This window comes from Caballeronia sp. RCC_10 (genome assembly GCF_041360715.1).
GTDB classification, from domain to species: domain Bacteria; phylum Pseudomonadota; class Gammaproteobacteria; order Burkholderiales; family Burkholderiaceae; genus Caballeronia; species Caballeronia grimmiae.
This window is the reverse complement of the sequence record NZ_JBFUPT010000002.1, coordinates 256712-280366: the sequence shown is the minus strand read 5'-3', so window position 1 is coordinate 280366 and position 23655 is coordinate 256712. Positions and strand designations below refer to the sequence as shown.

Annotated in this window: 21 protein-coding genes; 19 read left to right on the top strand and 2 right to left on the bottom strand. The window is 62.7% G+C overall.

Annotated elements, in window-relative coordinates; genetic code table 11:
- Positions 1 to 123 precede the first annotated feature (123 nt).
- The 6 genes from AB6804_RS05780 to AB6804_RS05755 all read left to right on the top strand — a co-directional run bounded on the left by AB6804_RS05780 (position 124) and on the right by AB6804_RS05755 (position 5199).
- On the top strand, positions 124 to 1245 hold the full coding sequence (locus AB6804_RS05780; RefSeq protein ID WP_370885637.1) for a YbdK family carboxylate-amine ligase: 1122 nt from the start codon (positions 124 to 126) through the stop codon (positions 1243 to 1245).
- Between the two features lie 56 nt (positions 1246 to 1301).
- A complete protein-coding gene (locus AB6804_RS05775; RefSeq protein ID WP_370885636.1) occupies positions 1302 to 1865 on the top strand; it encodes an intradiol ring-cleavage dioxygenase in 564 nt (187 codons plus the stop codon).
- A gap of 164 nt (positions 1866 to 2029) precedes the next feature.
- Entirely contained in the window at positions 2030 to 2392 is a 363-nt protein-coding gene (locus AB6804_RS05770) for a hypothetical protein (RefSeq protein WP_370885635.1), read from the top strand.
- Positions 2389 to 2595, top strand: a complete 207-nt coding sequence (locus AB6804_RS05765; RefSeq protein ID WP_370885954.1) for a hypothetical protein — start codon at positions 2389 to 2391, stop codon at positions 2593 to 2595. Before AB6804_RS05770 ends, AB6804_RS05765 begins: the two co-directional genes overlap by 4 nt.
- Positions 2592 to 3821: an acyl-CoA dehydrogenase family protein gene (locus AB6804_RS05760; RefSeq protein WP_370885634.1), complete on the top strand. Its 1230-nt coding sequence runs from the start codon at positions 2592 to 2594 to the stop codon at positions 3819 to 3821. Before AB6804_RS05765 ends, AB6804_RS05760 begins: the two co-directional genes overlap by 4 nt.
- Before the next feature lie 34 nt (positions 3822 to 3855).
- Entirely contained in the window at positions 3856 to 5199 is a 1344-nt protein-coding gene (locus tag AB6804_RS05755) for an LLM class flavin-dependent oxidoreductase (RefSeq protein WP_370885633.1), read from the top strand.
- Positions 5200 to 5226: 27 nt separating this feature from the next.
- Here the strand turns inward: AB6804_RS05755 and AB6804_RS05750 are convergent, their stop codons facing one another.
- The gene (locus tag AB6804_RS05750) at positions 5227 to 6297 is read right to left on the bottom strand and encodes an MBL fold metallo-hydrolase (protein ID WP_370885632.1); all 1071 of its coding nucleotides are present in this window, start codon (positions 6295 to 6297) and stop codon (positions 5227 to 5229) included.
- A gap of 310 nt (positions 6298 to 6607) precedes the next feature.
- Between AB6804_RS05750 and AB6804_RS05745 the strand changes: the two genes are divergently transcribed.
- The gene (locus AB6804_RS05745; RefSeq protein WP_370885631.1) at positions 6608 to 8698 is read left to right on the top strand and encodes a putative bifunctional diguanylate cyclase/phosphodiesterase; all 2091 of its coding nucleotides are present in this window, start codon (positions 6608 to 6610) and stop codon (positions 8696 to 8698) included.
- Between the two features lie 120 nt (positions 8699 to 8818).
- Entirely contained in the window at positions 8819 to 10135 is a 1317-nt protein-coding gene (locus AB6804_RS05740) for a Gfo/Idh/MocA family protein (RefSeq protein WP_370885630.1), read from the top strand.
- Positions 10136 to 10144: 9 nt separating this feature from the next.
- On the opposite strand, the gene AB6804_RS05735 is transcribed toward AB6804_RS05740, so the two are convergent.
- Positions 10145 to 10393 carry an adhesin gene (locus tag AB6804_RS05735; protein WP_370885629.1) on the bottom strand — a complete coding sequence of 83 codons (249 nt, stop codon included), beginning with the start codon at positions 10391 to 10393 and terminating at the stop codon, positions 10145 to 10147.
- A gap of 337 nt (positions 10394 to 10730) precedes the next feature.
- Between AB6804_RS05735 and AB6804_RS05730 the strand changes: the two genes are divergently transcribed.
- From AB6804_RS05730 to AB6804_RS05680, 11 genes are all read left to right on the top strand, one after another.
- Positions 10731 to 12263 (top strand): NuoM family protein, encoded by a 1533-nt coding sequence (locus AB6804_RS05730; protein ID WP_370885628.1) that lies wholly within the window; start codon positions 10731 to 10733, stop codon positions 12261 to 12263.
- Positions 12264 to 12865: 602 nt separating this feature from the next.
- Positions 12866 to 14155 carry a glycine betaine/L-proline ABC transporter ATP-binding protein gene (locus tag AB6804_RS05725; protein ID WP_370885627.1) on the top strand — a complete coding sequence of 430 codons (1290 nt, stop codon included), beginning with the start codon at positions 12866 to 12868 and terminating at the stop codon, positions 14153 to 14155.
- Positions 14152 to 15042 carry an ABC transporter permease gene (locus AB6804_RS05720; protein ID WP_370885626.1) on the top strand — a complete coding sequence of 297 codons (891 nt, stop codon included), beginning with the start codon at positions 14152 to 14154 and terminating at the stop codon, positions 15040 to 15042. Before AB6804_RS05725 ends, AB6804_RS05720 begins: the two co-directional genes overlap by 4 nt.
- Before the next feature lie 112 nt (positions 15043 to 15154).
- Entirely contained in the window at positions 15155 to 16030 is an 876-nt protein-coding gene (locus AB6804_RS05715) for a glycine betaine ABC transporter substrate-binding protein (RefSeq protein ID WP_370885625.1), read from the top strand.
- Between the two features lie 95 nt (positions 16031 to 16125).
- The gene (glyA, locus tag AB6804_RS05710) at positions 16126 to 17421 is read left to right on the top strand and encodes a serine hydroxymethyltransferase (RefSeq protein ID WP_370885624.1); all 1296 of its coding nucleotides are present in this window, start codon (positions 16126 to 16128) and stop codon (positions 17419 to 17421) included.
- A gap of 58 nt (positions 17422 to 17479) precedes the next feature.
- A complete protein-coding gene (locus AB6804_RS05705) occupies positions 17480 to 18367 on the top strand; it encodes a dihydrodipicolinate synthase family protein (RefSeq protein WP_370885623.1) in 888 nt (295 codons plus the stop codon).
- Positions 18368 to 18379: 12 nt separating this feature from the next.
- The gene (locus AB6804_RS05700; protein ID WP_370885622.1) at positions 18380 to 19711 is read left to right on the top strand and encodes an NAD(P)/FAD-dependent oxidoreductase; all 1332 of its coding nucleotides are present in this window, start codon (positions 18380 to 18382) and stop codon (positions 19709 to 19711) included.
- A 15-nt stretch (positions 19712 to 19726) separates the two neighbouring features.
- On the top strand, positions 19727 to 21223 hold the full coding sequence (locus AB6804_RS05695) for an aldehyde dehydrogenase (protein ID WP_370885621.1): 1497 nt from the start codon (positions 19727 to 19729) through the stop codon (positions 21221 to 21223).
- A gap of 20 nt (positions 21224 to 21243) precedes the next feature.
- On the top strand, positions 21244 to 22011 hold the full coding sequence (locus AB6804_RS05690) for a pyrroline-5-carboxylate reductase (RefSeq protein ID WP_370885620.1): 768 nt from the start codon (positions 21244 to 21246) through the stop codon (positions 22009 to 22011).
- Positions 22012 to 22172: 161 nt separating this feature from the next.
- A complete protein-coding gene (locus tag AB6804_RS05685) occupies positions 22173 to 23177 on the top strand; it encodes a LysR substrate-binding domain-containing protein (RefSeq protein ID WP_370885619.1) in 1005 nt (334 codons plus the stop codon).
- Positions 23178 to 23210: 33 nt separating this feature from the next.
- Positions 23211 to 23585, top strand: a complete 375-nt coding sequence (locus AB6804_RS05680) for a cupin domain-containing protein (protein WP_370885618.1) — start codon at positions 23211 to 23213, stop codon at positions 23583 to 23585.
- Positions 23586 to 23655: the final 70 nt, after the last annotated feature.

Sequence of the window (23655 nt, the reverse complement as noted above, 5' to 3'; positions counted from 1 at the left end):
GCACTGCCCGCTTTGGGGTTGGCCTTCCTGTGCGTTCGCGACATCGGCCTTAGCAAACTGAAAGGAGACGCCTAGAATCAATGCACCGCGTACTGCCTCCGTCCCCGTTCAACAGGACAAGACATGCTGCAGCCATTCGCCTCCTCGGAATCGTTCACGATCGGCGTCGAACTCGAAGTTCAGCTTGTGAACACGCATGACTACAACCTGACGAAGGCGACGACGGAACTGCTGAACCGCGTGCGCGCGGAGACCTTCGCGGGCGCGATCAATCCCGAAACTACGGAAGGGATGATCGAGGTGTCGACCGGTGTGTGCAGCAACTTCGAGCAGGCGCGAAGCGAACTGCTTGGGCTTCGCGACACGCTGGTTCGCGCAGCGGACTTTCTGAACGTCGGCGTGTGCGGCGGCGGGACCAACTTCTTCCAGAACTGGTACGACCAGCGTTCCGACGGGCGCGCGCGTTCCGAATATCTGATGGGCCTGTACGGCGCGCTTTATCAGCAGTTCACGATTTTCGGCCAGCACGTGCACGTGGGCTGCGCCGATGCCGACTCCGCGCTCGTGCTGTTGCATTCGCTGTCGCGCTACGTCCCGCACTTCATCGCGCTGGCTGCGTCATCGCCCTTCGTGCAGGGAAGCGACACGCGGTTCCAGTGCGCACGCCTGAATTCCGTCGCGCCGTTCCCGTTGGCGGGACAGGCGCCGTTCGTCACGAAGTGGTCGGAATTCGAGCAGTACTTCGATCGCATGACGAAGACGGGCCTCGTGAACAGCCTCAAGGATTTCTACTGGGACATCCGTCCGAGCCCGGGCTACGGGACCATCGAAGTGCGCGTGATGGATACGCCGCTGCGCGTCGAATGGGCCGCCGCCATCGCGGCTTATATTCAGGCGCTTGCGCGATACGTGCTCGTCGACGAGCCGCTGAGTCTCAGTGAGCGCGATTACGAGGTGTATCGGACGAACCGGTTCATGGCCTGCCGCTTCGGGCTGGAAGGAACCTGCGTGAATCCGGAGACCGGGCAAAGCGTTCTGATACGCGACGACATTCTCGCTACGCTGGATGCGATCGCGCCGCACGCGCAGGCGCTCGGAGGAGAGGAGGGGCTCGAGCAGATCAGGCGCACCGTGACCGATGGCCTGAGCGATGCGACGTGGCTGCGGCGCGTCTACAGCGCGCATCATTCGTTGCATGAAGTGGTCCGTCAGCAATGCCGGATATGGCGTGGCGCGCAGGCGTGAGAGTGAGGGCGTCTTCGATGTCGAAACGATTCGTCAGCCAGGCACGGCGTAGATTCTTGCTCGAGTCGCGTGTCTTGCCGTCCGCGCTGCTGCTGATGGCTTTCGGCAATGCGAAGCCCGCGCTCGCCGCCACGCCTGCCTGCAGCGACGCACACGAGCCGACGCCGCGCCAGACGGCGGGTCCGTTCTTCCTGCCGCGCTCGCCGAAGCGGACATCGCTGCTGGAAGCGGGCATCGGCGGGACGAAGGTCGTGTTGAGCGGGCGCGTATGGTCATCGCAATGCCAGCCGGTGCCGGGCGCGCTCCTCGATTTCTGGCACGCCGACGATGCCGGCGAATACGACGTCGACGGCTTCCGGCTGCGCGGGCATCAGTTTGCGGATGGCGAGGGACGGTATCGGCTGGAGACCATCGTGCCGGGGCTGTATCCGGGGAGAACGCGCCATTTTCACGTGAACGTGCAGCCGCCCAATGGAGCGGTGCTGACCACGCAACTGTACTTTCCAAACGAGCCGCGTAACGCGCGCGATTCGCTGTTCGACCGGCGCTTGCTGGTCGCGACAGGCGACGAGGGCGGGCGCAAGACGGCGCGATTCGATTTCGTGTTGACGCTCGCATAGCAATTCATCGCACTAGCTTATTCGACGATGTGCGCTTTAGTTATGCATAAGCATTTGTTCCTTTGCACGCCGGTCCGTCTTACCGTGAGCGCTGCGACAGCAGCACGATTTGCACGCGCAACGGCGAACCGGACGCTCAACGATACGCAAAGGAACGGCATTACATGGCAGGCTTCAATCGACATGACTTCCTGATTTCATCCGATGCGGCCATCGCATCGACGGGACTGTCTTCACTGGCATTCGCACGGAATCAGGGCGCGGCGCCCCGGCGCGGCAGCACGCTGAACGTGGCGATCAACCCCGAGCCGCCCGTGCTCGTGCCGATCTTGCGGACGACCGAATCCGCGCTAGTCGCGAGCTTGAAAGTGATCGAAGGGCTGCTTGCATACGGCTTCGAACTCAAGCCAATGCCACGATGGCCAGCCGTTCACGTCGGCAGATGTCGCGGTCTCCATCGAACCGCCGAAGTCCATTCATCCGCGCCGCTTCAAGTCGTGGACGCGCGGCGCGAATATCGTCCATGAACGCAACCCGGATTACTGGGACGCGGACAAGCCTCGAACTGAGACGCGACCTCGGGCTCGCGTATCTCTCCATCTCGCATGACCTCTCGGTGGTGCGCTACATCGCTGATCGCGTGCATGTGATGCACGGCGGCGCCTACACCCGCGCGCTGCTCGATGCGGTTCCCGTCAACCGGTTCGATGCGCAGCCGCATAAAACATGACCCAACAAGGAAACCAGATGCCGGAACATCATCACTCCGCGGCCTTGCAGCAGGCCCTCGATGCGCTGCCCGCGCTCGCTGCGGCGATCGGAGAAGAAGCGGCGGCGCGCGAAGTGCGTCGCGAATTGCCGTTCGAAGCGTTCGCACGCTTTCGTGAATCGGGGCTCGGCAAGCTACGTCTGCCGGTGGAATGGGGCGGCTTCGGCGGCTCGCTCGAAGATGTCTTCCACGTGATATCGACGCTCGCCGCGCATGAGAGCAATGTCGCGCATGCGTTGCGCATTCATTTCGATCAGACCGAAGCGCTCTTGCTGTCACCGCGCACGCCGTTCAACGAACTGCAGATCAGACGCGTGGCGGAAGGCGCGATCTTCGGCGGCGCATCGACGGAAGCGGGCACGTCGCGGCCCGGCGAAATCACGACGCAACTCAGGCGCGACGGCGATCACTATCGCCTGAGCGGCCGCAAATACTACGCGACGGGCACGGCGTTCTCCGACTATGCGCGTCTCAACGTGCAGGACGAAACCGGCGAGCCGGTCATCGCCATCGTGCCGACGAAGCGCGAAGGGCTGAACGTGCTCGACGACTGGGACGGCATGGGCCAGCGCATGACCGCGAGCGGCAGCCTCGTGTTCGATGACCTGATCGTGCACGCAGACGAAGTCACGCCGCGCACGCTGACGACGCTCGCGGGACGTCACGGCGGCGCGCTGCGGCAACTGCATCTGGTGGCGGTGGCGGCGGGCATCGTGCGCAACGTCGTGGCCGATGCGAAGCGCTACGTGCTTCGTCACGGGCGTCCGGTGCTGCACAGTCCCGCGCCGTCCGCGCGGGAAGACGGCTTCATTCAGCAAGTGATCGGCGAGTTGTCGGCGCATAGCCATGCGATCGACGCGCTCGTGCGCGACAACGCACGCGTGCTCGATCGCTCGTCGCGGGCGATTCGCAACGGCAGCGCCGATGCCGATGCGCTCGTGCTCGAAGGCGCGCTGGCCACCGCGCGCACGCAGCTCGTCGTCAGCAAGCTGGCGCTCTATGCAGCCGAGCGCATGTTCGAGGCAGGCGGCGCATCGGCGACGGCGCGCGCGCATAACTTCGACCGTCACTGGCGCAATCTGCGCACGATCTTCAGTCACAACCCGCTGCTGCACAAATCGCGCGTCATCGGCGATTACGAGCTGAACGGCGTGACGACGCATCTCACCGAAGGACGCGTGTTCTGACGCGCTTCGCCCATCATTCGAACTGGAGTCTTCCATGAGCGGCGAATTTCCGCGCCAGTTGCATCTGAACATCAACGCGCTGCACTCGGGCTTCGTGCCGTCCGCGTGGCGCGTGCCCGACGCCGATCCGCGCGCCTTCATCGACGTGAACCATTACGTGCGCCTCGCCCAGACCGCGGAGCGCGCGTGCCTCGATGCGATCTTTCTCGCCGATAACGCCGCAATCTCCGACCAGCTCGACATGCGTCCGATCACCGCGCTCGAACCGACGCTGCTGCTCACGAGCATCGCCGCCGCGACGACGCATATCGGGCTGATCGCGACGGCATCGACGAGCTATAACGAGCCGTACAACATCGCGCGGCGGTTCGCGACGCTCGACCTCGTCAGCAAGGGGCGCGCGGGATGGAACATCGTGACGACGGCGGATCTGCCCTCCGCCCGCAACTTCGGGCTCGACGCCGTGCCCGATCACGCGCAACGCTATGCCCGCGCCGACGAATTCGCGTCGCTCGTCAAGGCGCTGTGGAACAGCTGGGAAGACGACGCGTTCATCGCGGACAAGGCGAGCGGCCGCTTCGTCGATCTCGGCAAGCTGCATCCCGCTGCGCATCGCGGGCGCTTCTTCGGCGTGCAGGGCGCGCTGAATCTGCCGCGCTCGGCGCAGGGTCATCCGGTGCTGGTGCAGGCAGGCGCATCCGGCGACGGGCGCGATCTCGCCGCGCGTCACGCGGAAGCGGTGTTCTCGGCGTCGCAATCGTTCGATGAGTCGCGGGCGTATCGAGAAGACCTGAACGCACGCGCCGCGCGTTACGGACGCGGCCCGAACGCGGTGAAGGTGCTGGCCGGGCTGACGACGATCATCGGCGCGACCGAGGCCGAAGCGCTGCGCCGCCGCGACGAACTCGTCGACCTGATTCCGTGGCGCTACAGCCTGAACCGGCTGGCGGGAACGCTCGGCGTGCCGGTCGATTCGCTCTCGCTCGACAAGCGTCTGCCCGACGATCTGCCGCTGCCCAATAACGGCAACGGCAATCACACGTTCTTCAACGCGACGCTCGCGCAGGCGCGCACGCACGGCTACACGGTGCGTGAGCTGGTGCGGGCGCTGGCGGGCGGGGGCGGGCATCGCGTGATCGTCGGAACGCCGGAACAGATCGCCGACGACATCGCGCACTGGTTCGAAAACGGCGCCGCCGATGGCTTCAACCTGATGCCCGACGTTCTGCCCGACGGGCTTGAAGCGTTCACGGAAGGCGTCGTGCCGATTCTGCAGCGGCGCGGCATCTTCCGTCGCGCGTATCAAGGCGATACGCTGCGCAGCCACTTCGGGCTCGCAAAGCCGGCAGGGCATGCGGCGGCGCGCGAGGCGGCGTAACGAAGCATCCGGCAGCGACGCGGCCCGTCATGGCGAGACGGCGTCCGCCTCCACCGGCAAGCCCTCCGCCTTCCACCTCAACATGCCGCCGGCGAGATTCGCCACCTTCCCGAAGCCGGCTTTGGTCAGCAGCACGCTGGCCTGAGCGGACCGCACGCCCGAGCGGCACACCGTCACGACCGGCCGCTCGCGATCCAGTTCGTCGAGCCGGTCGACCAGGTGCGACAGCGGCACGAGCTTCGCGCCCGGCAGATGCCCCAGCCGGTCGATGAACTCGGGCGCCTCGCGGACATCGACGATTTGCAGCGCGCCTTGCTGCTCCAGGAGCGCCGTCGGTTCGATCTCCCATACGCCGCTGAATCGCAGCGTGAGCGGCGCCCAGTCCGGCATGTCGTCGGCCTGCGCGTCGTCTTCCGGCTGTCCGCAGCGCAGGTTCGCGGGCACCGCCACGGCCATCCGTTTCGGATGCGGCAGATCGAGGTGGCTCATGTGGCCCATGAAGTCGCCGAGATTCACGTCGCCGCCGAGGCGCGGATTGAAGCGCCGCTCCTCCGCGACGCTCGTCACGGTGATGCCGCGATAATCGTGCGCGGGGTAGAGCAGGCAATCGGCGGGCAGCGTCAGGATTTGCTCGCGCACCGACGCGAACAACTGGCGTGGATTGCCGTGCTGGAAATCGGTGCGGCCACAGCCGCGAATCAGCAGGCTGTCGCCGGTAAAGGCCATGCGCTCATCGTCGAGCACATAGGTGAGGCAGCCGTTGGTGTGACCGGGCGTTGCGCGGACCGTCAGATGGCGGCCGCCGAAGCCGATGCGATCGCCATGTTTCAACGGCCGGTCCACGCCCTCGGCGCCCGCTGCTTCCGCGAGCCCGATCGAGCTGCCGCATCGACGGCGCAGCCGCCACGCGCCGGTCACGTGATCGGCATGCACATGTGTGTCGAGCGTGGCGCAGAGCCGCAAGCCGAGTTCTTGCAGAAGCGCGAGGTCGCGGGGAGCCTGCTCGAAGACGGGGTCGATCAGCAGCGCCTCGCCGGCATCGCCGAGCAGATACGTGTAGGTCGAGGACGCGGCATCGAAAAGCTGACGAAAGATCATCGCGGGTGTCCGAAGGATGAAGGCGCGTACCGATGCGGGCGGCCTTTACCTTCATTCAAGCCGGTCCGTGGCGAATGCTCAAGCCCGTCGCGCCGCCGCTTTTCCTGACCAGGACAAAGTGCTGTCGAAAAGGCAATCCTATGAATGTTTTCGATTGCCAAGCCTGATGGTTGGCAACATACTTGCTCGCTCGTGGGGCCGCGTTATTGCGTAGTTTCGGGCAAGTTCGCCCGGCGGCCAAAACCTCCGCTCCACCGACATCCGCGCACGAGGGATGATCGACGATTGGCGCTTCCAACGATAACGGCCGATGCTCGCCAATACCTATAACCCGCTGTTGGTCGTCTGTTCGCTCCTCGTGGCCATGCTGGCCGCCTATACCGCGCTCGATATGGCGGGGCGCATCGCGCTTGCCGAGGGGCGCGCCGCGCGCTACTGGATGATCGGCGGCGCATGCGCGATGGGCCTCGGCATCTGGTCGATGCACTTCATCGGCATGCTCGCGTTCAACTTGCCGATTGCGCTCGGCTACGACCCGGCGATCACGCTGCTGTCGCTGCTGATCGCCATCGCGGCGTCGATGTTCGCGCTCTGGCTCGTCGGCCAGAAAACGCTTCCTTTATCGCGGCTCATCGTTGGCGCCTTGCTGATGGGGCCGGCCATCGCGGGCATGCACTACACCGGCATGGCGGCCATGCGGATGCGGCCGGGCATCGAGTACGAACCGGCGCTCGTCGTGTTGTCCGTGACCATCGCCATCGTGGCGTCGGGCGCGGCGCTGTGGATCGCTTTCCGCTTGCGGCAGGCGTCGGGCAGGCTCTTTCTTCGCGGGATCGCATCGCTGGTGATGGGCGTCGCGATCGTCGGCATGCATTACACGGGCATGGCCGCCGCGCATTTTCCGCCCGGCAGCATCTGCGATGCCGCGCGGGACGGCTCCGACCCCGCGTGGCTCGCGCTGGTGGTGATCCTCGTGACGCTGGCGGTGATCGCCATCGCGCTGATCATCTCCGTGCTCGACTTGCGCATGGAAGCGCGCACGGCGGTGCTCGCGGCGTCGCTCGCGGAGGCGAACAAGGAACTCGCCTTTCTTGCGCTTCACGACAGCCTCACCGGCTTGCCCAACCGCGTGCTGCTCGAAGACCGGCTCGAACAACTGGTGCGGGGCGCGCGGCACACGAAAGGCCGCTTCACGCTGATGTTCATGGACCTCGACAGCTTCAAGGCGGTCAATGACGCGCTCGGTCATCGCGTCGGGGACAAGCTGCTCGTCGACGTGTCGCGGCGGCTGCGGGATGCACTGCGATCGCACGATACGATCGCCCGCGTCGGCGGCGACGAGTTCGTGCTGCTATCCGACGTCGGGGATGCGACGGGCGCGGCGGCGGTCGCGCAGGCGTTGGCACGGGCGATCGAAGCGCCGTTTCAGGTGGAAGGCCACGATGTCCGCATTTCGCTCAGCATCGGCATTGCCATTTATCCTGACAACGGCGCGGATCAGGAGGAACTGCTCAGCAACGCCGATGCAGCGATGTACCACGCGAAGGCGCTCGGCAGCGGCAGTTGCTGCTTCTTCGAGCCGTCGATGCAGGCCGACGTCTATGAGCAGATGCAGCTCGCTCATGAGTTGCGTTCGGCGCTCACGGCCGGCGAGATGGTCCTTCATTTCCAGCCCAAGTTCGCCGCGCTGAGCGGCGCGGCGGTCGGCGCGGAAGCGCTGCTGCGCTGGAATCATCCGGTGCGCGGGTTGTTGTCGCCGGACCGCTTCATCGCGCTCGCGGAGAAGACCGGGGCGATCGTGCCGATCGGCATGTGGGTGCTCGACGAAAGCTGTCGCCAACTGAAGCTGTGGCATTGCGCGGGGCACGTCGACTGGAGCATCGCGGTCAATCTGTCGCCCTTGCAATTCATCGACGACGGTCTCGTGCAGGCCGTGCAGGACGTGCTGCGCCGGCACGATCTGCCGGCGCATAGCCTGATTCTCGAAGTGACCGAATCCACGGCGATGCGCGACGTCGATGTCAGCCTCGCGGTGCTGCAACAGCTTCGGCATACCGGCGTGCAGATCGCCATCGACGATTTCGGCACCGGCTATTCGAGCCTGCTGTATCTCAAGCGGCTGCCCGCGACGGAACTGAAAATCGATCGCGGTTTCGTGGGGCAACTGTCTCACGGCACCGAGGACGCGGCGATCGTATCGGCGGTCGTGGCGCTCGGGCGGACGCTCAATCTGCGAATCGTCGCGGAGGGCGTGGAGACGCGTCAGCAGCGCAAGCACCTGACCGAAGTCGGCTGCGACATCTTGCAAGGCTATCTGCTGGGCCGGCCGATGCCCGCGAATCTTTTCGTCGAAGCGGTGCTGAATGCGCATGCGCCGCTCGCGTCGACGCTCCTGCGTTAGCCTCGCACTTGTCGTTGTTTTGCCCAACCCGGTGTCCTCGACAGGGCGATGTAACGGAACGGCGCTTGCTCGAACACGTGTTCGCATCGAGCGCCTTTCCAACCATCACCGATCCCTCCCATGCCGACGACTCCGCCTCTCGACGACGAGCACGCCCCGCTCGACTCACACACTCCCCGCCGGCGCTTCCTTCAGCGCACCGGAACCGGCGTCGCGGCCGCGCTGCTTGCTGGCGGCGCCGGCACGGCGCGCGTTGCGAACGCGGCGCAAGGCACGCCCGGCGATGCCGACGCCGTGAAGCTGCCGCCCATCGCGGATACCCAGACCGAACAGCAGGAAGAGACGCCCGATCCGCGCGCTCGTCCGGATGAGCGCGTCGGCTTCGCGGTGGTCGGGCTCGGGCGCTTGTCGCTGAATCAGATTTTCCCGGCGCTCGCATCGTCGAAATATGCGAAGTTGTCCGCGCTCGTCAGCGGCGACGCCGACAAGGCTCGCAAGATTGCGCGCCAATACGGGCTGCCTGACACCACCGTCTACGGCTACGACAGCTTCGAGCGCCTCGCCGACAATCGCGACGTGCAAGTCGTCTATATCGTCCTGCCGAACAGCATGCATCGCGAATACACGGAGCGCGCGGCGAAGATCGGCAAGCACGTGCTATGCGAAAAGCCGATGGCGACGAGCGTCGCCGACTGCCAGCGCATGATCGACGCGTGCCGCAACGCGAATCGGCTGCTGATGATCGCGTATCGCAGCCAGTACGAGCCGATGGACCGCCTCGTCGCGAAGTGGATCAAGGAGAAGCAGTTGGGGCCGGTGACGGAGTTCATCGCCGGCAATTCGCAGAACGCGGGCGATCCCGGCCAGTGGCGGCTCAAGCGCGCGCTGGCGGGAGGCGGGCCGCTGCCGGACGTCGGCATCTATTGCATCAACGCCGCGCGATTTCTGCTGGACGAGGAGCCGACGGAAGTCATCGGCACCGTCGTGCAGCCGGCTTCCGATCCGCGTTTCCGCGAGGTCGAGCAAAGCGTGCATTTCATCCTGCGCTTTCCGAGCGGCGCGACTGCGACGTGCACGTCGAGCTACGCGACGCACGAGGCGCGATTTTTCCGCGTGCAGGGCGCGAAGGCATGGGCCGAAATGAATCCCGCGTTCGCGTATAACGGGCTGCGGCTGCGCAAGGGGATGCTGATCGAGGAGAAAAACGCGGCGACAGAAATCACGATCGATCCGGTCGATCAGTTCGCACGCGAGATTGATCACATGGCGCTGTGCGTGGTGCGCAATCGCACCCCGCATACGCCAGGCGAGGAGGGGCTGCAGGATCAGCGGATCATCGAGGCGATCTACGAATCGGCGCGCACCGGGCGCGTCGTCAGGCTCGCGCCGCCGCCGGGACCGACGCGCGGGCCGATGCCCGACGAGGAGAAGTTCTAGCGGCGCGTGTCAGCGCATCGCCTGCCACGCGGCGGGCCGCGATCCGCCCGTCACCAGGCATTGCGACCGGAAGGCGCTGCCCTGGCTGCTGGCGGCGGCGTGGCTGAATCCTTTGTCGAGCGCATCGAGCCGGACCTGCTCGGCGCCTCGCACGCACGACGAGGCGTCGAGGTCGCGCGCCTGGGCGTGCAGCATGGCGCGATCGGCCACGAGATAAGCGACGACGGCAAAGACGACAGCGTTGAATACCTTTCTCATTCTTTGTCTCCTTGCCACTAGGCTAAGGGCCACACCGCCCGGCGCAAATCAGGGCAAGCACGGAGCAGGGCGGATCGTCGGTGAGGCGTCAATCGATCTGGCCCGGCTTGTCAATGCCGCCACGCGCAATGACTTTGATCCCCGCCAATTCCCCGAAAACTTTTTCTTTGGGTTATTCTCGTTAACCCTAGATAAAACGTAGCTTTCAATTCGGTTGCGTTCCGGGCTTCGTATCAACAGCACAACCGTTCCGCCTGTCAGCTCATCGTCAACTTCGCAGTCCCTGCGCGTTCACGCGGCGTGCGGGAGGCGTTTTGCGCTTCAAACCGTTCAAACTATGCATCTGCCGTCTGTACTCAGTTTTCTCATCTGGATTCCAGTGGTGTCGGGCATCTTCGTGTTCACGTTCAGCCCGTCCGCAACGCTGTCGCGCGCTGCCGCGCTGTTCGGCGCGGTGCTCGGGTTGCTGCCGGTGGCGCCGCTGCTCGCGCGCTTCGATGCCTCGTCGAGCGCGATTCAGCTCGCCGAAAGGATCGACTGGCTGCCGCAGTTCGGTATTTCGTACCACCTGGGCGTCGACGGCATCTCGCTGTGGTTCTCGGTGCTGACCGCAGTGACGACGCTGATCGTGTTCGTCGCGTCATGGCGCAGCGTCACGAAACAGGTCGCGCAGTATTACGGCGCGTTTCTCATACTGTCGGGCTGCATGCAGGGGGTGTTTCTCGCGCTCGACGGCATGCTGTTCTTCGTCTTCTTCGAGGCGACGCTGATTCCGCTGTATCTGCTGATCGGAACATGGGGCTCGGAGCGTCGCGTGTACGCGGCGATGCGCTTTTTCTTCATCTCGCTGTTCGGCTCGCTCGCCATGCTCGCGGCGCTCATCTATCTGTGGAGCCAGTCGCATACGTTCGATATCGACGCGTGGCGGCACCTGAAGATCGGCTTCGCGCCGCAACTGGTGGTGTTCGTGTGCTTCATGGCGGCGTTCTCGGTTAAGGTGCCGATGTGGCCCGTCCATACATGGCTGCCCGACGTGAACGCGGAAGGTCCGACCGGCGCGGCGGTGCTGCTCGGCATGTTGAAGATCGGCGGCTACGGCATGCTCCGTTACGTGTTGCCGATCGTGCCGGATGCATCGCACTTCTTCGCTCCGGCGATGATCGCGCTCGCGCTCGTCGCCGTCCTCTACGGCAGTCTCGTCGCGCTCGCGCAGACCGACATGCGCAAGCTGCTCGCGTATTCGGCGGTCGCGCACATGGGCCTCGTCACGCTCGGCCTCTTCACGTTCGACCCGATGGGCACCGAAGGTGCGGTCGTGCAAATGCTGTCGTACGGCGTGGTGTCCGGTGCGATGCTGCTGTGCACCGGCGTGCTGTTCGACCGCACCCGCAGCGGTTCGATCGATGCGTATGGCGGCGTCGTCAATACGATGCCGAAGTTCGCCACCTACGCGATGCTCTTCTCGATGGCCAATGTCGGCTTGCCGGGCACGTCCGGTTTCGTCGGCGAATTTCTGGTGCTGATGGGCGCGATCCGCTTCAACTTCTGGGTCGGCGCGATTGCCGCGCTGTCGCTCATCCTGAGCGCGGCCTATACGTTGTGGATGTACAAGCGCGTGATGTTCGGCGCGATCAGGAACGAGCGCGTCGCGATGCTCAAGGACCTCGGCAAGCGCGAGTTCGTCGTGCTCGGCGCGATGGCCGTGCTCGTGCTCGCCATCGGCGTTCATCCGAAGACCTTCACCGATGCAATCGGGCCGTCGGTCGAAGCGGTTGTGTCGGCGGCGCAGGCATCGTCCCTGCCGGCGGATGACAACGCGCCTTCTTACGACGCGCATCGCGTGGAAGCATCGAAGCGCTTGCCCGGATAAGACGAGAAGACCGCTATCTCTGTGACGGCCTCGGCGTGAATGCACGCCGAGGCCGTTCTTCTTTTGCGACGTATGCGCGAATCATCGCCATGCCCGAAGCAAGACGGTTCATTACCGTAAGCCAACTAAGGGCGATCCCTTAGTCGTTCGTTTAAGGACATTCCCTAGGTCCGCCGTTCCAGGCGCAAAGCATCGGCCATGGCGATCGATGCAGCCGGGCGGTTCCCACGCGCCTCCAGGCCCCACTCCATAACGCTCCGGGCGAAATAGCTCTGACGTGGTGCGTCTGCACGCGTGAATTCCCTCAAAAGCAGCATTACCAAAAGTAGGGCATATGGCCAAGGAAATGTTAGTGGGCGTTCGAATTTGACTTGATACGCTTTGACCCGTGCATGAATGAACCGATGACAAGCACTGACGAATCAGATGCTTTGATTTGCAGGCGATAAGAACACTGTGTGATTCGCATGTGCCGCATTAGACGAGTAAAGCCGTTTGGTGACAGGGCATAAAGCCGGACAGCAAGGCCACGCGATGCGCTCGATGCGGGCCGCGCCGGACAGTGTGCTGCCGGATTCGTTGACTATCAGTCGGAACAGAAGATGACACCCAACTTGACCCTTGCGCCGGACAATCTGGCACACGTAAGTGTTCCTGAGGGCGCGGCCGCCGTTTCCAGCAGGGAAGCCGGCATTGCGGCCGGCGCGGAGATTCTGCAAGTCAGGAACCTCTCGAAGATCTTCGGACAGAAGCCCGAGCGCGCGCTCGACATGATGCGGCAAGGCCGCGGACGCAACGAAATTTTCGAGCTTACCGGCAACATGGTTGCAGTAGACGATGTCAGTCTCAGCGTCCGCGCCGGAGAGATTTTCGTCATCATGGGGCTGTCCGGATCGGGCAAGTCGACGCTGGTTCGCCTGTTGAACCGCTTGATCGAGCCGACATCCGGAAGCGTCATTCTCGAAGGCCGCGACATCGCCCCGATGTCCACCATCGAGTTGCGGGAAGTGCGGCGCCAGAAGATGTCGATGGTGTTTCAGTCGTTCGCGTTGCTGCCGAATCGCTCGGTGCTCGACAACATCGCTTACGGGCTCGAAGTGTCGGGTCAGAAGAAGGCCGAACGCTATGAGACCGCTCGTGCAGCGCTCCAGCGCGTCGGACTCGGTTCGTACGAGAAGCTGCTGCCAAGCGAGCTGTCGGGCGGCATGCAGCAGCGCGTGGGTCTTGCACGCGCACTCGCCGTCAATCCTTCCGTACTGCTGATGGACGAGGCGTTCTCGGCGCTCGACCCGCTGATCCGCTTCGAGATGCAGAACGAGTTGCTGCGTTTGCAGAAGGAAGAGCAGCGCACGATCGTTTTCATTTCGCACGATATCGAAGAGGCAATCAAGATCGGCGGCCGTATCGGCATCATGAAAGACGGCCGGCTCATTCAGGTCGGCACGCCCGCCGAACTCATTCAGACTCCCGCCGACGATTACGTGCGGGACTTCTTCCGCAACGTGGATGTCTCGCGCTTCCTGACGGCATCGAGCCTGATGGAGAAGCCGCAGAAGGGCGTCTTTGCGTGCGACGTGGGCGCGTCAGCGGAGCGCTATCTCACGGACATGATCGATTCGAACGTCGATTGCGGATACGTCTGCGACGAGGCCGGCCGCTTCGTGGGTTGCGTGACGCTCGACCGGCTGCACAAGGCCGGCAATCGCACCGTGCGCGATGCGCTGCATCCGGAACTGCATGCGGTGCAAGCGGAAGCCGACCTGCACGAACTGGCTTCGGTCGCGCTCAGCCGCGAATACGACGTCCCGGTCGTGGACGGTGACGGCAAACTCGCCGGCGTCGTGTCGTGCCGGACCATCCTCAGGCAAGTGTTGGAGCGGAGAGCAGCATGAACTCGTCATCATCGATTTTCGGTAAGTTCGCGGAAGACCTCGTCAACTTTCTGTTCGAGCATTTTCGCGGCGGATTCGACGCCTTTTCGTCGGTCCTCGGCGCGTTCGTCAAGCTGTTCGAAGATGGCCTGGCCGCGGTGCCGTTCATCGCCATGCTCGTGATTCTGATGGCGCTCGCGCTCTGGCGCCGTGGCGTGGCGTTCGCGGCCTTCGTCGGCGTGGCGCTGTACGTCATCAATTACATGGGGCTGTGGGCGCAGACGGTATCGACACTGGCGCTCGTCATAGCCGCCACGTTCTTTAGCCTCGTCATCGGCGTGCCCATGGGAATCTGGGGCGCGCGCAACCGGCGAGTCGAAGTGGTGCTGCGTTCGCTGCTCGACTTCATGCAGACGATGCCGGCCTTCGTGTATCTGATTCCCGCGGTCATTCTGTTCGGCCTTGGCCGCGTGCCTGCGGTGATTGCAACGATCGTGTTCGCGATGCCGCCCGTGGTGCGCCTGACGACGCTCGGCATCAAGCAGGTGCGCGAAGAACTGCTCGAAGCGGGACGCGCATTTGGCAGCACGGATGCGCAATTGCTGTGGAAGATTCAGCTGCCGAACGCATTGCCGTCGATCATGGCGGGTGTGAATCAGACGATCATGATGGCGCTGTCGATGGTCGTCGTTGCATCGATGATCGGAGCGGGCGGTCTTGGCGAGTACGTTCTGAGCGGCATTCAGCGCCTCGATATCGGGATCGGCTTCGAGGGCGGGCTGGGTGTCGTGCTGCTGGCCATCGTGCTGGACCGCCTCACCGAGAGCTTCGGCGTCAAGTCGAAGAAGAAGCCGCGCGAGTCGGCGAAGTCCCTGAAGCAAGGCGCGAGCAGTGCCGCGCAGACCTGAACGTCCGGCTTCGCGAGCGTGACGAATCACCTCGCGCAGCCGATGAAAGAACGGTAACACTCTCGATTAACCACGCGATCTAACGACTGTACGAACTATAAAGGAGTGCAAAATGGTGGGCGGCTTCCTCAAAAGCTTTTTAGCAAAGACGGCATTTGCCGTGACGTTCGGCGTGACAGCAATATCGGCGGGTGCGGCCGAGCCCATCAAGATCGCCGTGACGAACTGGGCGGACGTGCTCGCGGTCGCGAATGTGGCGAAGTACGTGCTCGAAACGAAGCTGCAACAGCCGGTCAAGTTCGTGCAGGCCGATATCGGCATCCAGTATCAGGGCGTTGCGCGCGGCGACCTCGACATCATGGTCGGCGGATGGCTGCCGGTGACGCACGGGGCCTATTACTCGCGTTACAAGAACGACATGGCGGACACCGGCATCATCTATACCGGCGGCAAGAACGGCTGGGCGGTGCCGGACTATGTCCCCGAGAGCGAACTCGGTTCTATCGCCGATCTCAACAAGCCCGAGGTCAAGAGCAAGCTGAACGGGACCATTCAGGGCATCGAGCCGGGCGGCGGTCTGATGCAGGCATCAGAAAAGGCGATGAAGGAGTACGACCTGTCCGGCTACAAGCTGCAGTCGTCGAGTGAGGCCGGCATGCTCGCCTCCATCTCCCGCGCGTATCAGTCAAAGAACTGGGTCGTGACGACCGTGTGGAGCCCGCACTGGCTGTGGCAGAAGTGGAAGATGCGCTACCTGAAGGACCCGAAAGGCGCACTCGGTGGCGAAGAACAAGTGCACGGCTTTGCATCCAAGCAGTTCGCGACGAAGTTCCCGCGCGCCGATGTGTTCTTTCACCACTTCAAGCTGACGCTGGCGGATGTGGAATCGATCGAGTACGAAGGCAATACGACCAACGATTGGCCCGGCGCCGCGAAGAAGTTCGTCGAAGCGCATCCGGAGAAAGTCAAAGCGTGGCTCGAGCAGTGAGCGTCGCCGGCGCTTTCTTTCACTGAAGCTGTCCGGAAGAAAGCGCCAATGGAATATCGACTACGTTATATCAGCAAGTTGTCGGAGTCGGATACATGAATCAAACAGCACGTTTTTTCGCGGAGACGCTTCAGGACCGCGATCCGGTGATTGCCTCTGAAATTTCGTTGGAATTGCGCCGCCAGCAGACGCAAATTGAGTTGATCGCTTCGGAGAACATCGTCTCGGCTGCGGTCATGCAGGCTCAGGGAACGGTGCTAACCAATAAGTATGCCGAAGGATATCCGTCGCGCCGCTATTACGGCGGGTGCGATCACGTCGACCGGATCGAATCGCTGGCGATTGATCGCGTCAAGGCGCTTTACGACGCCGAATTCGCGAACGTGCAGCCGCACTCCGGCGCGCAAGCCAACGGCGCGGTGATGCTTGCGCTGCTCAAGCCCGGCGATACGGTGATGGGCATGGCGCTCGACGCCGGCGGTCACCTCACGCACGGCGCGCGGCCTGCTTTGTCGGGCAAGTGGTTCAACGCGGTGCAATACGGCGTGAGTCCCGATACGTATCGCATCGACTTCGAGCAGGTGCGGCGGCTGGCTGAAGAGCATCGTCCGAAGATGATCATCGCCGGATATTCCGCTTATCCGAGGGCGCTCGATTTCGCCAGATTCCGCGAGATTGCGGATAGCGTCGGCGCGGTGCTGATGGTCGATATGGCGCATATCGCGGGCATCGTCGCGGCGGGGCGTCACGAGAACCCGATCCGCTTTGCGGACGTCGTCACGTCGACGACGCACAAGACGTTGCGAGGCCCGCGCGGCGGCTTCGTGCTGACGAACAACGGCGATATCGCAAAGAAAATCAACTCGGCGGTATTCCCCGGCTTGCACGGTGGACCGTTGATGCACGTCATCGCGGGCAAGGCGGTGGCTTTCGGCGAAGCGTTGCGGCCTGAATTCAGGACCTATATCGACCAGGTGTTGAAAAACGCGGGCGCGCTCGGCGACGCACTGAGCGCAGGCGGTGTGCGTCTCGTCACGGGCGGCACCGACAACCATCTGCTGCTCGTCGATCTTCGCACCAAAGGACTCACTGGCATGCAAGCGGAAAAGGCACTGGAGCGCGCCGGCATTACCTGCAACAAGAACGGTATTCCGTTCGACACGGAAAACCCGACGGTGACATCGGGCATTCGTCTCGGCACGCCAGCGGGCACGACACGCGGCTTCGGCGCGAGGGAATTCGAGCTGGTCGGCGAGATGATTCTCGATGTGCTGGACGCCCTCGAGAACGATCCGCAGGGCAGCGACGCCGTCGAGCGTTCAGTGCGTAGCCGCGTGCGCGATCTGTGCAGCCAGTTCCCCATCTACTCGCCTGCCGACGCGCTCGTCTGAAAACGGCGTACGTACGGACTTTTACCGCAACTTCATAACCGAATCGAGAGAGAACACGATGGTCAGCTTCGAAGGAGTTCACGCACCGCTGGTAACGCCATTCACTGCGGACGGCGAAATCGATCACGCACTGCTCGCCAGGCACGCAAAAGGCTTGGTGGGCCGGTTGAGCGGCCTGGGCGTCGGTGGCACGACGGGGGAGTATTACGCGCTGACGCTCGACGAACGCGTGAAGACGTATCACACGGTCGTCGATGCGGTCGGCGGCAAGACGGTGCTGTCCGCCGGCATCAACGCAACGACGACGAAGGATGTGATTCACCTCGGTCTTGCCGCCAGGCAGGCGGGCATGTCGGCGCTCCTGATGGCCACGCCTTACTACGCGCAGCCGACGCAGGAAGAGCTTCTGACGCACTTTCTCAAGGTCGATGACGCCGTCGATCTGCCGATCATGCTCTACAACTTTCCCGCGCGAACGGGCACCGAAATCAGCGACGCGGTATTGGAAAAGCTGCTGGAACGCCCGAATTTTCAGGCGATGAAAGAAAGCACCGGCGATATCGGCCATCTGCATCATCTCGCGACTCACTTCAAGGATCGGCTCGTGCTCAGTTGCGGCATGGACGATCAGGCGCTCGAGTTCTTCGCATGGGGCGCCAAAAGCTGGGTCGGCGCGGCGGCGAACTTTATTCCCGAGTCGCACGTCGAGTTGCTGGAAGCCTGCACGCAAGGCGATTTCGTGGAAGGCCGTCAACTGATGAGCGAACTGCTGCCGGTGCTCGAATTGCTCGAACGCAGCGGCAAATTCATTCAATACGTGCGATACGGCTGCGAGCTGGCTGGCGTGGCCGTCGGCAACGCGCGTGCGCCGCTCGGCACGCTGACGGACGCAGAACGAAAGGCATTTGCTTCCGTCGTCCAACCCTTGCTGCGCAACGCACAGTAGATAGAAGATCGTATGAGCTCCAAACTGGACTTCGGGCGCGTACCGACTCCCGATGGTGTGAATGGCTGGTGGGAAAGTCTTCCACCGCCGGCCAATGCGGTGAAAGTCGCTTCAACCCTTCGATTCGATTGGGTCGTCATCGGCGGAGGCATTACCGGACTCTGCGCGGCCCGGCGTCTTGCGGAGCTCAGTCCTGATTCGTCGATCGCACTGGTGGAGGCTGACCGCATCGGACGCGGCACGGCCGGACGCAACTCGGGCTTCTTCGTCGACCTTCCGCACGATATCAGCAGCGAAAGCTATTCGCGCAGCGTCGAAGCCGATAAAGCCGATATCCGCTTGCAGCGTCATGGAATCGACTATGTGCGGTCCGCCGTCATCGAACATGGAATCGATTGCGACTGGCGCGACGACGGCAAGTATCACGCCGCCGTCAACAAGCGCGGCAAGGGGGCGCTCGAGCACTTCGCCAAGGGGCTGGAGACCATCGGTGAAAAGTTCGAATGGCTCGACGAAGCGGCGATTCGAGCGGTGACGGGCAGCGATTTCTATAAAGCCGCCATTCTCACGCCGGGATGCAGCACGGTGCAGCCCGCTGCGTTGATGCGCGGACTGGCAGCTGCTCTGCCAGAGAACGTCAAGATATTCGAATCGAGCGCGGTAAAGGGCATCGAATCCGGCGCTGGTGTGAGAAGGCTTACGTTCGCCGAAGGGGAGATCGTCGCTAAGGAGGTGATTCTATGCACGAACTCTTACGCTGCCAGATTCGGAAAGGACGCCAACGGCTTGCTGCCTGTGTACACGTTCGCATCGATGACCCGCATAATGAATCGCGACGAAGTGGCGAGGCTCGGCGGTCACTCGTCGTGGGCGCTCATCCCGGCCGATCCCGTGGGATCGACGGTGCGCAGGCTGATTACCGATCGCATCTGTGTCCGCAATCATTTCGCGTTCCGGCCGGACGTAAGTATTTCGGACGCCGATATAAGCAAAGCCAGGGCGATGCACCAGCGGTCTTTCGACCGGCGTTTCCCGATGTTGAAGGACGTCGAATTCGAATACACGTGGGGCGGCGCGTTGTGTCTGTCGGCGAATAGCGGATCGCTTTTCGGAAAGCGCGACGACGGCATCTATCAGTCGATCGGCTGCAATGGGCTTGGGCTCAGTCGCGGTTCGTCGGCGGGAAAGCTGATCGCCGAGTACGCACTCGGCAAATCGAACGAACTCGTGCAGCAGGTGTTGAAGCAACCGAAACCGCGTCCGCTTCCCGGCCGGCCGATCTCTGACATCGCTATATCGACAGCCATTTGGTTCAAGGAACTCTCGGCAGGCGCCGAACTTTGATTTCGCGAGGTCAACATGAGCACATACGAAGAATGGAAGCAGATGGCCGCGAACGCATCACTCGATGGCCGCGCGTTCATCAATGGCCAACGATGCGCGGCTGCATCCGAGGCAACGTTCGAAACACTCAATCCTGCTACGGGCAAAGTGCTGGCGAAGATCGCCCGGTGCGAGCAGGCCGACGTCGATCGCGCGGTCATTGCGGCCCGCGAAGTCTTTGAAAGCGGCGTCTGGTCGAAGGCCGCGCCGTCACATCGCAAGGCGGTCCTGCTGCGGCTCGCCCAACTCATCGACGAGAACGCCGAAGAGCTCGCGCTGCTCGAAGCGCTCGAAGCGGGCAAGCCCGTCAGCGAGTGCATGGGCCTCGACATTCCCGAATCGGCAGCGTGCATCCGTTGGCATGCCGAAGTAACGGATAAGCGCTATGACGCATTGTCGCCGTCCGGCGCAGGCGTCGTGAGCATGATCACGCGCGAACCGATCGGCGTCGTGGCGGGCGTGCTGCCGTGGAATTTCCCCGCGCTGATGCTCGCATGGAAGATCGGTCCGGCGCTATCGGTCGGCAATAGCGTGATCATCAAGCCTGCGGAACAGACGTCGCTTTCCACGCTGAGAATCGCGGATCTCGCGGCTGAAGCGGGATTGCCTGCGGGCGTATTCAATGTCATCACGGGTTTTGGCGAGGGCGCGGGTCAGGCGCTGGGCCTTCATCCCGATGTCGATCTCGTTGCCTTCACCGGTTCGACGGAAACCGGCAAGCGGTTCCTTCGCTATTCGGCCGATTCGAATCTGAAGCGCGTCGTGCTCGAATGCGGCGGCAAGAATCCGCAGGTGATTCTGCCGGACGTCGCGAATCTCGATCCCGTCGCGGAGAACGCAGTTGCCGCCGCGTTCTGGAACATGGGTGAGAACTGCAGCGCGGGCTCGCGGATCATCGTGGCGTCGAGCAAGAAGGCGGAATTGCTCGAAAAGGTGCTTGCGGTTCTGGACGGCTGGAGAACCGGCGATCCGCTCGATCCCGATGTCAAGCTCGGGGCGCTCATCGAATCCGGTCATTACGACAAGGTGCTCTCGCACATCGAAAAGGCCAGGAAAGAAGGCGCGAATCTGGTGTACGGCGGTAAGGCCGTGCAAACCGAATCGGGCGGCTGGTTTGTCGAGCCCACGATCTTCGACAAGGTCACGCCCGACATGAGCATTGCCCGTGAGGAAGTGTTCGGACCGGTGCTCTGCATCATCGAATACGACGACGTGGAAGACGCCGTGCGTATCGCCAACGATACGTGCTACGGCCTAGCCGCGTCGCTCTGGACCGACAACGTCAATCATGCGCACAAGATCGCATCGCGGATTCGAGCAGGCACGGTTACGGTCAACTGCTTCGGTGAAGGCGACTTGTCGACGCCGTTTGGCGGATTCAAGCAGTCCGGCTTCGGCGGACGCGACAAGTCGGTGTATGCACACGACCAATACTGCGAACTGAAGACCACGTGGATCAAGCTGGAAGACTAAGCCAAGAGGACGGAAAGAATATGCGAATAGGATTCATTGGGGCAGGCGGCATCACGCGTGCAGTCGTCACGGGTCTTTGCGATGGCGGCGCGAAGCATGAAATATCGCTTTCGCCTCGTAATGCCGAAGTCGCCGCGCAACTCGCGCAACTCGATGATCGCGTGCATGTGTGTGAGTCGAATCAGCAGGTGGTCGATGCGAGCGATGTCGTGTGCATCGCCGTCGTCCCGAACATCGCCGAGGCGGTGTTGCAAGCGCTGACGTTTCGGGCCGGTCAGACAGTAATCAGCTTCGTGGCGGGCCTGACGGTCGAACGCCTGAAGCGATCGCTTCGCGGCGATCCAGCGATCGTCCGCGCCATTCCCTTGCCGGCGACGGCACACGGAAGGGGCAGCACCGTCGTCTATCCTCGCAACGCACAAGCGAAGGCGATATTCGATGCGATCGGCACGACCGTCGAAGTGACAGAGGAAGCGCAGTTCGACTTGTTCTCGGTGGCGACTGCGACGATGTCGACTTACTACGGCTTCGTGGAGGCACAGGCGAAGTGGCTCGCGGCAAGAGGCGTTCCTTATGAGGGTGCGCGCGCATTCCTTGCGGGCTATTACTCCGGATTGGCAAAGCTGGCTCAGGTCGGCAACGACTCGTTCAGCGAACTGGCGAAGCAGTGCACGACCGAGGGCGGCATCAATGAACTGATGCAACAGAAGCTGCAATCCGAAGGCTTCTTCGATCAGGTCGGCAGCGCGATGGACGCCGTCGAGAAGAGACTCATAAACAGGAAGTGAAACAGGCGCTTCGGCATCACGCACCGGCGCGCGCTTCGGAGCGCGCGCCACGGATCAGGCTCCCCATAAAGAAGCTGCGCGGTAAGATATGGAAGCTGTCGAGCCTATCGGCAGATTCCCGGAGCGTTGAATGCTCGCCGCGCGACAAGAGGTTCCAGACCATGCAGAAGAAGCAGATCTTCACTGACCGGTTGCTCGCGCAGATGCCTTCGCTGCGAGCCCTTAAATGCTTCGTGACTGCGGCGCGTTACGAGAACTTCACGCAAGCTGCCGACGTATTGTGCGTGACTCAGGCGGCCATTAGCAGACAAATAAAAGAACTCGAAGACTCTCTCGAAGTCGCGCTGTTCGATCGCTCCGGAAAACATATCGCACTGACCGAGGCGGGGCGTCTGCTTTACAACGCGTCGTATCTGTCGATCATGAATATCGCGGAGACCGTGGAGACGGTTCGGCGAGCAGGCCGCGCCGCGTTGACAATGTGTGTGTCGCACACGTTCTCCGCGCTTTGGCTTGCGCCGCGCATGCAAGCCTTCAGGAAACAGTTCCCCGATGTGAAGCTGCATGTGATCGTCACCGACCACTTCATGGAGTTCGACAGGCTTATCGACCCGGACATCATCATCACGAAGAACCCGCCGCGCGAAGCCGAATACGAAGTCGAACGCCTGTTTCATGATGTCGTGTACCCGGTCTGCAGCAAACGGTTCTTCGAGGAAGAGTATCGCGGCAGAAAGGTGTCCGCGCTGGACTTGCTCGTGCATCCCACCTTGAACCTGTCGCCTTTGGGCCGCACGCAAGTGTGCGAGCACGTCGACTGGCGCGTATGGCGCAACTGGTTTCAACAGGGCGAATCCGGCGAGCGGCTGGTCGAGACGGATCATCTCGAGAGCAATGACTATCGCCTGCTCGTATCGCAAGCCGAAGAGGGCGAGGGCACCTTGCTCGGATGGCATCACCTCGTGCATCGGCAAGTGCAACAGGGCGTGCTGTTGCGCCCGGTCGAAGAAAGCCTCGTGTTCCGCGATCGATATCACTATCTCATCACGCACAAGAACGCAGTCGAGCGGCCCGAATACAAGCTGTTCCGGACGTGGCTCGTCAGCGAGGTCAAGGACATGATGGCGAGCTGGCGCGAGGACGCCGAAGAACGTGTGGTCTCGTGAAACGCCTTTTTCGTTGCAATACAACTGATACATATGACCGACAAAGACATCGCCCTGGATGAAGCGAATATTGGCCGCCGGCTTCACGCCATCGAGGACGATGCGTGGGAACCCATGCTCATCGAAGGCAAGCGACACCCCGGCTTCTGGATCATCCCGATAGTCGACGATGAAAACGGCGCCTGGACAAGCTACTGGATGCGGCTGGAAGCAGGCGCAAAGTCGCTGTTCCACACGCACACGTCGACGGAACTGCTGTTCATCAAGGACGGCGTGTACACGGACCAGGACGGTACAGACGTGACCGCGGGCCAGGTCGTGACGTTTGCGAAGGGCACATCGCACTGGGCTCATTCGCGGGAAGGGTGCACGGTGCTCGTCGTGACGAATAGCGAATCAGCGTTGTAGGCGACGGGTTTTTGTAAGCGCAGCGTTGTTCAAGTTTCGTCGGATGAATGCGCGGTCACGCACTTAAATA